Annotated in this window: 9 protein-coding genes; all 9 read right to left on the bottom strand. The window is 38.7% G+C overall.

Features of this window, described 5'->3' with window-relative positions; all coding sequences use genetic code 11:
* Positions 1-19: 19 nt before the first annotated feature.
* A complete protein-coding gene (locus tag D7004_RS11600; protein ID WP_123206020.1) occupies positions 20-1,609 on the bottom strand; it encodes a sodium:solute symporter family transporter in 1,590 nt (529 codons plus the stop codon).
* Between the two features lie 279 nt (positions 1,610-1,888).
* A complete protein-coding gene (locus D7004_RS21020; RefSeq protein WP_244214318.1) occupies positions 1,889-2,419 on the bottom strand; it encodes a Gfo/Idh/MocA family oxidoreductase in 531 nt (176 codons plus the stop codon).
* Positions 2,420-2,448: 29 nt separating this feature from the next.
* Positions 2,449-2,973 (bottom strand): Gfo/Idh/MocA family protein, encoded by a 525-nt coding sequence (locus D7004_RS21015; RefSeq protein ID WP_244214317.1) that lies wholly within the window; start codon positions 2,971-2,973, stop codon positions 2,449-2,451.
* A 93-nt stretch (positions 2,974-3,066) separates the two neighbouring features.
* On the bottom strand, positions 3,067-5,652 hold the full coding sequence (locus D7004_RS11590) for an L-rhamnose mutarotase (RefSeq protein ID WP_244214316.1): 2,586 nt from the start codon (positions 5,650-5,652) through the stop codon (positions 3,067-3,069).
* Positions 5,653-5,700: 48 nt separating this feature from the next.
* Positions 5,701-6,612, bottom strand: coding sequence for a sugar phosphate isomerase/epimerase family protein (locus D7004_RS11585; protein ID WP_244214315.1), 912 nt, complete (start codon positions 6,610-6,612; stop codon positions 5,701-5,703).
* Entirely contained in the window at positions 6,609-8,441 is a 1,833-nt protein-coding gene (locus D7004_RS11580) for an acetylxylan esterase (protein ID WP_244214314.1), read from the bottom strand. The genes D7004_RS11585 and D7004_RS11580 overlap by 4 nt, the downstream gene beginning before the upstream one ends.
* A gap of 10 nt (positions 8,442-8,451) precedes the next feature.
* Positions 8,452-8,745, bottom strand: coding sequence for a GIY-YIG nuclease family protein (locus tag D7004_RS11575; protein ID WP_123206018.1), 294 nt, complete (start codon positions 8,743-8,745; stop codon positions 8,452-8,454).
* Positions 8,746-9,834: 1,089 nt separating this feature from the next.
* Complete coding sequence (locus D7004_RS11570; protein WP_244214313.1) at positions 9,835-11,067, bottom strand: sialidase family protein; 1,233 nt, start codon at positions 11,065-11,067, stop codon at positions 9,835-9,837.
* A gap of 697 nt (positions 11,068-11,764) precedes the next feature.
* Positions 11,765-14,500, bottom strand: coding sequence for an alpha-L-rhamnosidase (locus D7004_RS11565; RefSeq protein ID WP_123206017.1), 2,736 nt, complete (start codon positions 14,498-14,500; stop codon positions 11,765-11,767).
* Positions 14,501-14,569: the final 69 nt, after the last annotated feature.

Below are 14,569 nucleotides of genomic sequence, written 5' to 3'. Positions count from 1 at the left end.
ATCTGTGGTTAATTATATTTTAATGTCCATTGAAGAAAATGTAAAGTGCAACCATTACAACTGCAAGTGCAATCCACGAAATCCAAACTGCCCTATCGGGTTTCTCTATGTTCGATTGATGTTCCTCATTTATCGTGTAAATGCTTGGTGTTCTATCTAAAAGGGATATTAAAACGGCTATAATCAGTAGTCCTGCAAAAATGAAAAAGGAAAGCATTAAATAGTGTGGCCAGAAGGTATATTCGCTTGAGGGAAGAATCCAAAGATAAGTTATGCCAGTTCCTAAACTCATGATAGATCCGACTGACAATGTAAAATTAACTGCTTTTCTGGTCGTTCTTTTCCAGAAAACTGTAAGCAAAAACACAACAGAGAGTGGTGGGGCAATAAAGCCTAACACCGATTGGAAAACATCGAATAAATTTAAACCCTTTATGCTATCGATAGCCAAAACCACAATAACTGCAATGATGCAACCTGCTACAACCGTCCATCTGCCCATTCGGATGATTTGTTTAGTACTAGCCTGCGGATTGATTTTCTTTACGTAAATATCCATAGTAAAAACAGTACTTAATGAGTTCAACGAAGAGCCGATTGTTCCAACCAAAACTGCAATTAACACCACAATTACCAATCCGTTCATTCCAGGTGGAAATAAGCTGGTAACCATCGTCATATAAGCCTCATTCGGGTCTTTAAGGTTTGGAAAAAGAACATAACAAATAATTCCCGTTCCTATAAATAATGGAAGTGAGAGTATTTTTAACCAAGCAATAAAGCTCACCCCTAACTGACCTTGCTTTAAGTTTTTAGCTCCTAACACCGACTGAACCATCGATTGGTCGGTACAGAAAAACGCCACTGCGGCAACAGGATAACCCAATAATATCGCATACCAGGGATATTTGGGGTCGCTTGCCGGTTGAATTAAGTTCCAAAAATGATGCGGCGTTTTTGCATACAAAGCTGAAATGCCGCCAACTTTGTTTAAGCCTAAAAGCATCAATGAAAGTGAAACGGCAATCAGCAAAATCATCTGGAAAACATTCACTTTTGCAATCGCTTTTAATCCACCGAAAAATGTAAACAATCCTGCAAAAGCTACTAAAACCGTCACAGACTGCCACATTGGTATTCCTAAAATCTGTCGGACTAAAAAGCCGCCGGCAAATAGGCCGAGCGATAACCAGGAGATTAATATCTTCACTAAAGCATACCAGGCAAGTATATTTTGAGTAGAATCTCCGTAACGGTTACCCATAAACTCGGGCATGGTACTCACTTTGGCTGCTAAGTATTTTGGGGCAAATACAATGGCCAGTAAAAACAAAAAGATGAATGCATACCAATCGAAATTTACAGCGACAATACCTGTGCTGTAACCAATGCTGGCAAAAGCCAACAGCATGGATGGACCAACATTAGTACCCCACATGTTAAAGCCGATGCTCGACCAGTTTAGAGATTTATTTGCGAGAAATAAGGTTTCTTGTTCGCTTTTCTTTTTCGAAAAACTGGCTCGGTACCCGATAAGTATCAAAATTATGAGGTATAGGATTACGATGAGGTAATCTAAGGCAGTTAATCGTTCTACAATGTTTCCCATTGATTTATTTGGTTAGTAATTGTCCTGGCCGGACGGGCTTTTTTTCTTTTGACAACAAAAGAAACAAAATTGCCGGCTTAAAATTTTTGTTTTAATGTTTTTGCATTGGCTTTGACAGTGCATCCCCAAAAATTTGTTAGGCTGGTTGAGAGCTTAACGAAGAATCTGTGCTTTGGCCTTTTAAAGCGCCCCGTCATTGCGAGGTACGAAGCAATCTCTTCAAATTGGATTGCTTCGTACCTCGCAATGACGAACTTTGTATGTTTTAGTTGCAAAATTTTACAATCCTATCGATTCCCTTGTGATATTATTCTCTTTCAAAACATCATCAATTTTTACCGGTAAACCGATTTCCATTGACTTATCCATGGCTTGCAAAAGCGCAACCGTTCCTATTCCTTCTTTTAAATCCGGATAAGCAGTAAATTTATTATTGATGCTGTCTGCAAAATAATCAAGGTAATTTTGATACTCGCCTGCATGGTGGCTTTGACCCTCGAATCGGAAATAGTGTTTCAAAGTAGAATCTCCCCAGGTAATAACCTTTTCTTCTCCGGTTTTTGTCGTAACAGAATAACGTAATTCATGGTAGTCGGCCTGACTTGCGCCTTCTGTTCCGCGGAGAATGCAGCTCATTCCGCTATCACGGACTGCAGGTTGCGTTGGCCCGGTGTAAGCGCCACTCACCCTTGCAATTCGGCCATCTTTTGCTTTGAAAATAAAGTGCATGGTATCCACATTTTTTATTCCGGCTTTTAAACCATTACTACTTAACATTCCGTAACCCATCACTTCTTCAATATCGGGCATGTACCAACGAATGAAATCGACAGGATGACTTAATCCTCCATACAGCCATTTAATGATTGTTTTAAAGACCAGCCTTTTTCTAAAAACCAACGATGGTCGGCATGGTAATAACTTTCTATTGTAATTAATTCTCCAATCAAGCCTTTATCAAAATCCTTTTTCTGACGCATAGCAGGTTCAAAAAACCTTGAGCTTTGTCCAACGAAAATCTTCTTTCTTGACTTTTTAGCCAACTCCAAAAGCTCGTTCGCCTGCGATAAATCATCTATGAAAGGTTTTGTACAAACCACATGTTTACCATGTTGAAGCGCTAGTTTGATGTGTTCAAAATGCAAATGGTCTGGCGTGTAAATCGCAATCATATCGATTTTATCACTGGTTAACATATCTTTATAATTGGTCGTCCAGTTTTCAAAATCAAACTCTAAAGCACGTTCTTCACAAAGCTTTTTATTCGCATCGCAAATTTGAATGAGCTTAAACTTTTTGCTAGCTAATGATGCAGAAATCGTACTTCTGCCCTCTCCTAAACCTAAAATCCCTAATCTTAACATGATATTATTTTTTATTTCTTAAGTCGTCATTGCGAGGCACGAAGCAATCTCTCTAAATAGATTGCTTCGTGCCTCGCAATGACGAGTATATTATTACTCTATCGGTTTAAAAAACACCCAAACCTCATCAGGTTTTGTGCCTTGAATTCCCTCCTGGTATTTTTTCATTATTGCATTCCATTCATTCACTTTTGGATTATTTAAAGTGGTTTTCGGATTTAGATCATCTAATTTTTTCCCTTTCGGAATACTGATGATCAACATTAATTGTCTTTCATTTTTAAAAATAGCTAACCTTTGAAATTCTGCATTACAGAACCCTTTTGATATTTCGGGCCATTTCTCAAATTGTGTTTTATGGTAATCCAAATATTCTTTTTGCATCTTTTCATCCTTAACCAAATTGACCGACAAAACGATATTATCCCATTCTGCTACAGGTTTTTCACCACAGTTCTTTTCTCTTTTAAAATCATAAAACAGATAAACATAAAGTTTAATCTCTGTTGCATTTAAGCGTTTCAAGGTTTGTTGTAAACTTTCAACTTTTAAGCTTGAAGTATAAATAACCAATCGATTATTCCACGTGTAAATTGAACTTGATGCCAGATTATTTTCTTTTGCAAAAGTTTTTAAAGCATTATAGGAAGGCAAATTATCTTCTTTAAAAATCAACTCAAAAACCGCCGATTTATCTTCCGCCAGATTAATTGAATTGTTAGAATATTGCGCCTTTTCTCTTAACAAATACTGAAAAGGCTTTTCTAAACCGGCCTTACGTTTAATATCTTCAGGAACTTTTGGCCCGTTGCTTTCCCATAAGTTATCAGGGCCATTGGCATTTTGAAGATATTTTTCAGCTGGCGTCCAATTGTTTTTTACTGTAAAATAGGATGAACCTTCATCAGTATAAAGATAAAACCAGTGTTCAGGAAGATGTGCAAATGGTGCTTTGTAGATACTGTCAATAACGTTTTCAGTGATAAAGGATTCAGGCTGTGCCGATAAAGTATAAATTCCCGCCACATCATACATGTGTTTTCCATAATGATGAATTTTATTTGAGCTGATGGTATTGTTCTTCATCGCATTTTGCGTTTTTGTCCACCCCCAACCCATGCTGATGCCCGAATAAGAAACATCGCTGATTTCGTTATGAAGAATTTTGATGCCACGTACATAACCTGCACCAATGCCAACCGCACCCCAATCCTCATTGGTTACATCAGTAATTAAGTTATTTTCAATATTATCATTGGTCGAAATCTCTCTGTTATCCGATGGGTTATATGGTAAATGAACTTCGGTAGCCTCATTAGAAAATGTTCCAATTAGAATTGCCGAGCCACCAATATCTTTGAATAAATTGCCTCTAATTTCATTATCTGAAGTTCCTATTTTGTAATCCAAACCCGTTGATGCCAAATGCTCAAAATGGCAAGAATTAAATGAAGTATTGTTGGCGTAGGTGACCTCAACTGCCGATGCAGGGCGGCCAACCCAAGCCTGATTCTCCAATGTTGGTTTATCGGGCGTTCCTGCTTTTTCCAGTTTGTAAGCATCGAGCATATACATGCCCGCTTGGTGCGGAACATGGCCTTGTTTTGAGGGCCTTAACCAAGTGGAGTGTTCAAAAGAAATACCTTTAAAATTTACATAGGCAACAGGGTTATCAATTGTCCCTTCTATTGTTAGCAAGTTTTCCAATACCGGAGCTATAACTTCTGCGTTAAGCATATTATCGGATGCTTTAGGCCAATAATACAATTTTTGATTTTTGAAATCTTCAAACCACTCGCCCGGTTTGTTTAAAAATTGAATGGCATTTGTAAGGTAAAAAGCCGAATTTCCTGTCTTTTTAGAAATCCAGGGTGCAGGCCAGGGATGCTCTGATTGAATTCTACTTTCAGGCTGCATGAACGAAAGTTCAGCAGCGTTACCAATAATTTTAACCGATTTAACCCGCAGATTTGCAACTGCCCACCATTGATGGATAAGCATTTCCATACCTTTAACATTGTCTAAATTGATATCCTTTTGTAACGGAATTTTGCAAGTTTGATTTTTTGTATCCCAGGATAAAATCCGGCCCATTGCATCGCCATCATAATTTTTAGCACGAACAGCCTTGCTTCCATTAACCCAGAGCTGCCGGAATAATAAACCGTTTCCATCAAAATTAGGCACATCTGCAACCCAAACTTTTCCCTTAGCTATTTTAGGTAATCCCGGAACTGTTCCGGCCAGCTTTCTCCACCCGTTGATTTTAACGCCCCCACTTAAAACGACTTTTTCAGTGGCGATAATTTCGGTAGGGCTATCTTTCTTTCCTGAATCTTCAGGGCGAAGAACTACGGGTTCGTGGAGCTGATAAATACCTTTGCCGATGATAATTCTGATTCCACCTTTTATTGAAGATTTGTTCAAGCACCTTAATTCACGGGCCTTTCTAATTGCGAAATGCAGTGTTGCCAAAGGCTTTTCTTTGGTACCCAAATTGTTATCAGAACCATTTTTTGCGATATAAATATCTTCCGCACTTGCTTTAAAGCCCAGTAACGATAGCAAAATCACAAAACCATAAAAAAGTTTCAATCTGAATCCCTTGGTTTGTGTCAACACGAACCAGGTAATTGAAGGTTTCTTTTTATTTATACTTTGCATCTTTCCGGCTTCCATAATTCTCTATTGAGTTTGTTTTCCCGAAAAGTCGGGACGGGCTGTGTCTCACAATGACGAGTTATCGATTTGAAAGACCGATTTCAAGTAATTCGTATTTGCACTAAAATTATATTTAACATTTGTCGGCTGGCTTGCATCTCTACTTCTCTCTACCACTAACCAACCTTTCCAGCCCATATCATCTAGGGTTTCTTTTACTTTTTTTAAATTAATATTCGGGTCGTTTTGCAGCCAGATGCCATCTTCGTTGGTTGCGTGAATTTGAATGATATTTTTCTTACCCAAAATTTTCAACTCTTGATTTAAGTCTCTCCCATTTTTAATGGCATTTGAGAAATTGAAGTAGGATTTCACATGCCTGCATCCAATCTCTTTTAGCAATTCAAGTTCTCCTTTTGCATCCAACGCCGTTTCAATACCGATGACAACGCCAGCTTTCGAAGCCATTTTACCAGCCACTTTTAGCCTTTCTAAAATTGGCACACGCAGTTCAGGGTTTTTAACCAAATCACCCTGAACACCCAAGGGAAGAAAAACAACTTTTATATTCATTGCTTTTGCGGTATCCAAACAATCCTGCATCATTTTTTGATAAGTTGGCCGCTTTGCGAAAGATTGCGCATAAAAACCTGTCATTGCCAGGGAGCAGATTTCGAGGTTTAATTCTTTTGCTTTATCTAAATACTCCTGACGAACTTTAGGATCAGCAAGTTTATTATCGAAAGTTTCGCGGTCGCCCAAGCCGCCCATATCAATTTCTAATCCATCGGCACCAATTTCTTTGGTTAATGGCAGCGCACTAATTTTCTGACGTTTCAAAATCATCAAATCAATTACGGCGATTTTATACCTGCTTTTCTTCGATGCGGCAAAAAGTAAATGCTCCGGAATCATCAGTCCGCCTGTCAACAACGTCGCTTTTACAATAAACGTCCTTCTATTATGCTGCTCCATCATTTTCTATTCGTTGAGCTTATAAATAATTTTTCAAGATTTTCAAAACCCATAATGGCATTTTTCGGAAGTTTTTCGCCTTTATCTCCGAAAACATATAGGGCATTTTCCTTTTCGATTGTTACTTTACCTTCATCGTATTTGCCATCTTTATCTTTTACTGCGGCACCATTGAGCTTGAAATTCTTAATTAAAAAATCGTAAAGCGCAATGCGTTTATTTATACCGAAATCATGCTTTTCTTCAGGAAGATGAACATTTTCAACTTTATCTTTCACTCCATAATAACCATACATTTTTTGCAGATAAGGAAAATCATGTTGAGGAGTATGAGCCGTCCAATCGCCACCATCTGAAACCAATAATTGGGGTCGTGGTGCAGCCATTGCCGCTAGCTCTACATTATCTGTTCCACCACCACATTGGTGAATTGGCATGCCGCTTTCGCAAGGGCAACCACCATAAAAGTATGAAGACATTGCAACTACAGGAGCGCTAAGCTTAATTCTCTCATCCATTGCCGTCATTAAAATAGAATGGCTTCCGGCGCCTGAACTGCCGCTGATGCCGATTCTACTTGTATCGGTTTCTTTTAGTGAAGAGAAATAATCCAAAATTCTGATTCCCCCTAAAGTTTGAACAGTTTGTGCTAAACTGCGGCGATGGTCTTCGTATTTGAACTGAAGCATAGACTCGCCCCAGGCAAATAAATCGTAACTAAAAGCCATAGCACCAATTCGGGCAATGGTAGCACAACGTATCTGACAATCTGGTCGGTAACGCTGCTTTTCCCAATGTCCGTCGGGACTCAGAACCACAGGAATTTTTCCTTTTAGATTTAACGGCTTGTATAATGAGCCGTTGATCCAAACACCCGGGAGGATTTCCAATGCGATGTTTTCCACAGAATAACCATCGAAAGTTCTTTTGGATGTTACAATCGGTTGTGAGTTTGGTTTTGCCGGCAATGGCGACAATAATAAAGCCTGATATAACTCGGGTTTGATTTCCGCCTTGCGTTTTTCCCAACTTGCCTGGTCATGATATTTTGTGGCTAAAGTATCCAAATATGCCCAACCATCCTGAACCTCCCAACGATAATATTCGTACTCTTTTAATTTGTAAACACCCGGCTTTTCCTTGTTTACTTTCATATCCAACGGTGTGAGCACATTCGCAAGTGTTTCATCAACATCGGCACGAAAACGCCAGTTAGCATAGTTTACCAACTTGTCTTTAACCTGTGGCTCGGCATATTTAATCTGAACTTTATACCGGGTTTGAATTTCTTTTAAAACATCAACTAATGGTTTTTTATAGAAATTATCGGTGTTTTGCGTTTGGGCGATAAGGTTTATGGAAAGGAATAAACATAGTATCGTTATTACGATTCTAGGTACTATACTAGTTTGGTTAAAATGAAAATTTAAAATACCAAAGCTTTCATATTTAAATTGCATCGTTCCTCGAAATGACAACCGCTTATCCGCAATTGCCAGGCTTGATTTTTCATCAGCCAAAGCAATCTCTATCTTTTTGGAGATGGCTTCGTTTCTCGCAACAACAACAGATGAATTAAGCGTCATTGCGAGGCTTGATTCTTCATCAGCCGAAGCAATCTCTATCTTTTTGTAGATGGCTTCGTTCCTCGCAACGACAACAGATGAATTAAGCGTCATTGCGAGGCTTGATTCTTCATCAGCCGAAGCAATCTCTATCTTTTTGGAGATGGCTTCGTTACTCACAACGACAACAGATGAATTAAGCGTCATTGCGAGGCTTGATTCTTCATCAGCCGAAGCAATCTCTTTAGAAAAAAGAGATTTTGACATAATCGATTGATTAGTCCAATGTTTCATATAAGTCATTCCAAATCGGATTAAATTCATTTATTAATTTAAGTTTGGCAAGTCTGCTACCACCTTTAATTCGCTTTTCCTCAGCAATTGCCTCCTCAATGCTCCAGAAGAAGTTGTAATAAACTAATTTGTAGCATTTGTATTGTGATGTAAAACTTTTTGGGTAATGATTATTAATATGTTCAAACACCCTATTCCTTAAATTAGAAGTGACACCTGTGTACAAGACCTTATGGTTCTTGTTGGTCATGATATAAACAAATCCTCCTCTTTCCATTGATTTAAGTTATAAATAATTTTGAGATTGCTTCGTGCCTCGCAATGACGAATTGGTTATGCATATTGCCTATTTTCTTTCGTCATTGCGAGACTGATTCTTCATCAGTCAAAGCAATCTCTTGTTGTAAATATTTCTTTTATTAGAGATTGCTTCGTGCCTCGCAATGACGAATTGGTTATGCATATTGCCCTTTTTCTTCCGTCATTGCGAGACTGATTCTTCATTAGTCAAAGCAATCTCTTGTTGTAAATCTCTCTTTTATAAGAGATTGCTTCGTGCCTCGCAATGACGATAGCCGTAACCTTTTTTTCCGCCGTCATTGCGAGACTGATTCTTCATCAGTCAAAGCAATCTCTTGTTGTAAATCTCTTATAAGAGATTGCTTCCTACCTCGCAATGACGATAGCCGTAACCTTTTTTCCGCCGTCATTGCGAGACTGATTCTTCATCAGTCAAAGCAATCTCTTGTTGTAAATATTTCTTTTATTAGAGATTGCTTCGTGCCTCGCAATGACGAATTGGCTAAGCATATTGCCCTTTTTCCGCCGTCATTGCGAGACTGATTCTTTATCAGTCGAAGCAATCTCTCTTGTTCTAAATATTTCTCTTATAAGAGATTGCTTCGTGCCTCGCAATGACGAATTGGCTAAGCATATAGCCCTTTTTCTTCCGTCATTGCGAGACTGATTCTTCATCAGTCGAAGCAATCTCTCTTGTTCTAAATATTTCTCTTATAAGAGATTGCTTCGTGCCTCGCAATGACGAATTGGTTATGCACATTGCCTATTTTCTTCCGTCATTGCGAGACTGATTTCTCATCAGTCAAAGTAAACTCTTGTTGTAAATATTTCTTTTATAAGAGATTGCTTCGTGCCTCGCAATGAGGAATTGGCTAAGCATATCGTGCTTTTTCCTACCTCATTGCGAGACTGATTCTTTATCAGTCAAAGCAATCTCTTGTTGTAAATATTTCTTTTATAAGAGATTGCTTCGTGCCTCGCAATGAAGATAGCCATAACCTTTTTTGCTCCGTCATTGCGAGACTGGTTTTTCATCAGTCAAAGCAATCTCTTTTGTTATCTATTCTCATGGCTCTTCGCTTTTAGTTGCTGTAATAACCGGAGCAGTATACCCTTTCAACTTTGGCCAAACCCCATTTTTGATTTTCTTCAACTTTAATTTTGACGGGTCGACAACTACATGTTTAATTTTTTCTCTTCTCCAGGTGTAAATGAAGTGAAGCATTCCGTCGGATGTTTGAATTACTGCAGGATATGAATATTGGCTAATTGGCGAATCTTCTAAAATTAATGCGGCAGACCAATTTTTACCATCCTTGGAAACAGAAACATTTAACGGTGTTCTTGGTCCTTTAGCTAAATCGCCCGGAGGCAATACATGATTGTAAACCAAAACCTGTCGACCATCTTTCATGGTTACCGCATCCGTTCCAGAATTGTTATTCGGTAAAGAAGTTTTTGTTAAAGCCGACCATGTTTCGCCGTTATCTTCCGACCAGGATTCGACAATTGCTCTGTTCGCTGTTCTGGCTAAGATTTGCAGTTTTCCATTTCCATGTTGCAAAATACTCGGCTGAATGGCTTTGACCCCGTTTTCAGGTAATGGTCCAACCGTTCTCCAAGTTTTACCGTTATCTTTTGTAACCTCGAAGTGGATTTTCCAGCCATCGCCTTCTTTACTCGATGGTGCAAAAAGGTTCCCGTTACTCAGTAAAACGGGTTTATTTTTAACCGGACCGATATAGCCATCAGGTAATTTAGTTGCATCAGACCAGGAGATACCGCCATCTTTTGACGTTTTCATCAAGCCCCACCACTCCGATGGTTTTGGTCCGATTTTGTAGAAAAGCAATAAATCTCCTCCAGGAACCTGGTATAAAACAGGATTCCAGGTAGGCAATCTCATGCCATCAGGCTGGATGCCGTCCGCTACTGAAACAGGTGCTAGCCATCCGCCATCAACAAAGCGACTAACGTAAATTTCGACATCAGGATTTCGCTCCTTCGTTCCGCCAAAAAACGAGGCGACCAAACCCGTTGGCGTTTCGGCAATCGTAGCAGAATGACAAGATGGAAATGGCGCCTTATCGTAAAGAAATTCTTGCATCACGATGCCAGATTGCCATTTTCCTACCTGAGCCTGAGCAGTAATTGCGATTGCGACCAGGAAATTAATGATGAGATATATTTTTCTTTTTCGCATATTATTTGTGTTAAGTTGCTTTATATAAGAGATTGCTTCGTGCCTCGCAATGATGATAGCCTTTTTTGCTCCGCCATTGCGAGAATGATTTTTCATCAGTCAAAGCAATCTCTCTTGTTCTAAATAGTTCTTTTATAAGAGATTGCTTCGTGCCTCGCAATGACGAATTGGCTAAGCATATAGCCTTTTTTGCTCCGTCATTGCGAGACTGATTTTTCATCAGTCAAAGCAATCTCTTTTGTTCTAAATATCTCTTTTATAGGAGATTGCTTCGTGCCTCGCAATGACGAATTGGCTAAGCATATAGCCCTTTTTGCTCCGTCATTGCGAGACTGATTTTTCATCAGTAAAGGCAATTTCTCTTGTTGTAAATCATATTTATTTCAAAGATTGCTTCGTGCCTCGCAATGACGAATTGGCTAAGCATATAGCCTTTTTTGCTCCGTCATTGCGAGGCTGATTTTTCATCAGTCAAAGCAATCTCTCTTGTTCTAAATATTTCTCTTATAGTAGATTTCTTCGTGCCTCATAATGACGATAGCCTTTTTTGATCCGTCATTGCGAGGCTGATTTTTCATCAGTCAAAGCAATCTCTCTTGTTGTAAATCTTATTTCAAAGATTGCTTCGTGCCTCGCAATGACGAATTGGCTAAGCATATAGCCCTTTTTCCTCCGTCATTGCGAGGCTGATTTTTCATCAGTCAAAGCAATCTCTCTTGTTCTAAATATTTCTCTTATAGGAGATTGCTTCGTGCCTCGCAATGACGGTGACACCAATGACCAAAGCCCGCATTTATTTCTCTACTACAAAAGAATAATCACCCGATCCGATTTCATAAACTGCTCGTCCGTCATCCATTTTTATAAATTTTATATCCTTAATTGAATTTAACTTTTCTGAAACATCATTTCTACTTTTAGCAGGAATGTACACCAAAGCTGATGTGTTTGCAGGAATGGTTATTTGCCACATCAACTGACTCGTGGTTTTAGTATAATTACTACGAATTAAACCATATGTTGAGTTGTAACTGGCATTTACTTTATCCAAACCATTAATCATTTCGGGTTTCATGATAATCTTTTTAAAAGCCTGGCTTTCAGATTTTATTCCGGCCAGATTTTCATAATACCAGATTAATAAATCACCGAGCATCATTACATGGTTTTGTGAATTCATTTTCGGGTCGGCGGTGTTGCCGTTCCAAAGTTCCCAAATGGTAGTTGCGCCATTATCAATCATATATCCCCAACCTGGATAGGTTTTCTGAGTGGCGATGGTGTAAGCCAAATCTGGCCTGCCGTAATCGTTTAAACAACGCATAAGCCACTGAATTCCTACTAAACCATTGCTTAAATGGCCTTTGTTGGTAACCTCAACCGTGTAAACAATATTCTTAAAAACCTGGTCAACTTTGCTTTGCGGTACCATCCCAAAATATAACGGAATGATGTTATCTGTTAAAGCATTAGCGGCGTAGTAACCCTTTTCATTATAATATTTTTGATTAAAGGCATTTTTGATTTTATTACCTAAAAGCAGATACATTTTCAGGTCTTCATCATCACCAATCGCTTTTGCAAATTGCATCATCAATTGTGTAAAATGATAGTAGTATGCCGTCGAAATTAATTCTGAAGGATATTTTTTATCGGCACTTTTGCCTCTTCCAAACTCGATAGTGATTGGCGGCATACACCAATCGCCATAGCTATCTTTGGTTAAAATGTAATCTTTCATATATCGGTCTTGCATGTAAGCCAGCCATTTTTTCATCGCCGGATAATTATCTCGAACTGCAGCAACGTCACCCGTTTGCTTGTAAACCATTTCGGTAACCAAAAGCATTGCTCCGGGCCAGGTCATGTTATCGCTGTAATAGCGCCAGAATGCGGGGGCAACATCAGGTATTGCACCATCTTCTTTTTGCGAATTGCGAATATCCTGCAACCATTTTGTATAGAATCTACCATTATCAAACACGAAACTTTCGCCGTATGCTACTGCCCCTCTATCGCCTAACCAAGGCATGCGCTCGTTGCGTTGCGGACAATCGATCGGGATACCTTTATAATTTCCAGCAATGCCCCACCATGCATTTTTAAAAATTTGATTGGTTAAGGTGTTTGATGTTTCGAATGTGCCAACAGTTTTAATATTATCATAAATCATTTTCCCTAAAAAATCATTTACCGATGGCTGATAGGTATATCCGGAAAGTTCTACATACCTGAAACCGCGATATACAAATGTTGGTTCCCAGCTTTCTTGTTCACCACCTTTTAAAGTGTATAAATCGGTACATTTCGCATTGCGCAAATTGGATGTAAAAAGCTCGCCATTACTTTGTAGAGATTCTGCAAAACGCATTTTAATCTGTTTTCCTTTTAATCCTTTCACTTTTATTTGCAACCAACCCACCATATTTTGTCCCATATCCAGGATGTATCTACCACCAACAAGTTTGGTAATGGAAACTGGTTTTAGCGTATTCATCACCCGCATATTTTCATTCATTTGCGCCTCTATCACTCCAGTTGGCTCTTGTACAAACTGGGCATTTAGCCATTTACTATCATCAAACCCACTTTTATCCCAACCCGTTGCCTCTTTTGTTGCATCGTATTCTTCTCCATCGTATTCGTTGTTGGTTCTGATTGGTCCACCAGCAGTAAATTTCCAGCTGTCATCCGTATCAATATTTACTGTCGTGCCATCTGTATAAATGATATTTAAATTCATCAGCATTTTTGGGAAACCAAACGTTTTGATTTTATAAGGCTTTTCGTTTTGGCGCATTGCGAAAAACCGACCATTTCCCAGAATAGCACCAATTGCATTTTTTCCCGTTTGGATGTATTTGGTCACATCATACGTGTTGTATTTTACGTTTTTTGTATAATCAGTTGGTGATGGCGATAAAACATCTTCGCCAACTTTTTTTCCATTGATATACAATTGATATAAACCTAAACCAATGATGGATGCCGTGGCAGATTTTATGGCTTTAGTGCTTTGAAATTCCTTTCGAAAATATCTTGCAGATAAGCGGGAATCGGTTTTAATGTTATCCCACGGGAAAGCGCTATCATAACCAATCCAGCCTTTCGGCCAATCTTTATAATACAACAAGCCCATCGAAAAGTAGTTATTTGCAGACCAGTCACTTTCACCGGCATTTGTCCAGATTTTAACTTTCCAATAAACTTTCATGCGGCTTTTTAATACTATTCCATTGTAAGCGACGTGGATTGATTCATCAGAATTAACCTTTCCTGAATCCCAGATATCGCCATCGTTTGCTTTCAGTTTTTCTTCAGTTGATGCAGCTAAAATCTGATATGCGGTTTGCATTACATTACTTTCTTTAGCCATAATATGCCATGCAAAACGCGGTTTTTGCTCGTCAATACCTAAAGGATTTACAAGCATTTCGCACGTTGTATTTTGCACAGCAACTTGCGCTTCCGAAATATAAATATTTAGAAAACAGATGCTTACAATTGCTATGTAGATTTTAAGATTCATTTAAGTTCTATTATTTTTAAATTTTGCTAGTTTTTTCAACGGTCGTCTATGCGAAGCTGGTAATGAGCG

Source organism: Pedobacter jejuensis (genome assembly GCF_003725795.1).
GTDB classification, from domain to species: Bacteria; Bacteroidota; Bacteroidia; order Sphingobacteriales; family Sphingobacteriaceae; genus Pedobacter; species Pedobacter jejuensis.
The sequence above is the reverse complement of the archived record's forward strand: the minus strand, read 5'-3'. Positions and strand labels throughout refer to the sequence as shown.

Excerpts from the sequence above, each read along its gene's own strand:
- D7004_RS11600 (WP_123206020.1), bottom strand. The coding sequence starts at position 1,609 with ATGGGAAACATTGTAGAACGATTAACTGCCTTAGATTACCTCATCGTA.
- D7004_RS21015 (WP_244214317.1), bottom strand. The coding sequence starts at position 2,973 with ATGTTAAGATTAGGGATTTTAGGTTTAGGAGAGGGCAGAAGTACGATT.
- D7004_RS11575 (WP_123206018.1), bottom strand. The coding sequence starts at position 8,745 with ATGGAAAGAGGAGGATTTGTTTATATCATGACCAACAAGAACCATAAG.
- D7004_RS11565 (WP_123206017.1), bottom strand. The coding sequence starts at position 14,500 with ATGAATCTTAAAATCTACATAGCAATTGTAAGCATCTGTTTTCTAAAT.
- D7004_RS11580 (WP_244214314.1), bottom strand. The coding sequence starts at position 8,441 with ATGTCAAAATCTCTTTTTTCTAAAGAGATTGCTTCGGCTGATGAAGAA.
- D7004_RS21020 (WP_244214318.1), bottom strand. The coding sequence starts at position 2,419 with ATGCCCGATATTGAAGAAGTGATGGGTTACGGAATGTTAAGTAGTAAT.
- D7004_RS11585 (WP_244214315.1), bottom strand. The coding sequence starts at position 6,612 with ATGATGGAGCAGCATAATAGAAGGACGTTTATTGTAAAAGCGACGTTG.
- D7004_RS11570 (WP_244214313.1), bottom strand. The coding sequence starts at position 11,067 with ATGAAAAATCATTCTCGCAATGGCGGAGCAAAAAAGGCTATCATCATT.
- D7004_RS11590 (WP_244214316.1), bottom strand. The coding sequence starts at position 5,652 with ATGGAAGCCGGAAAGATGCAAAGTATAAATAAAAAGAAACCTTCAATT.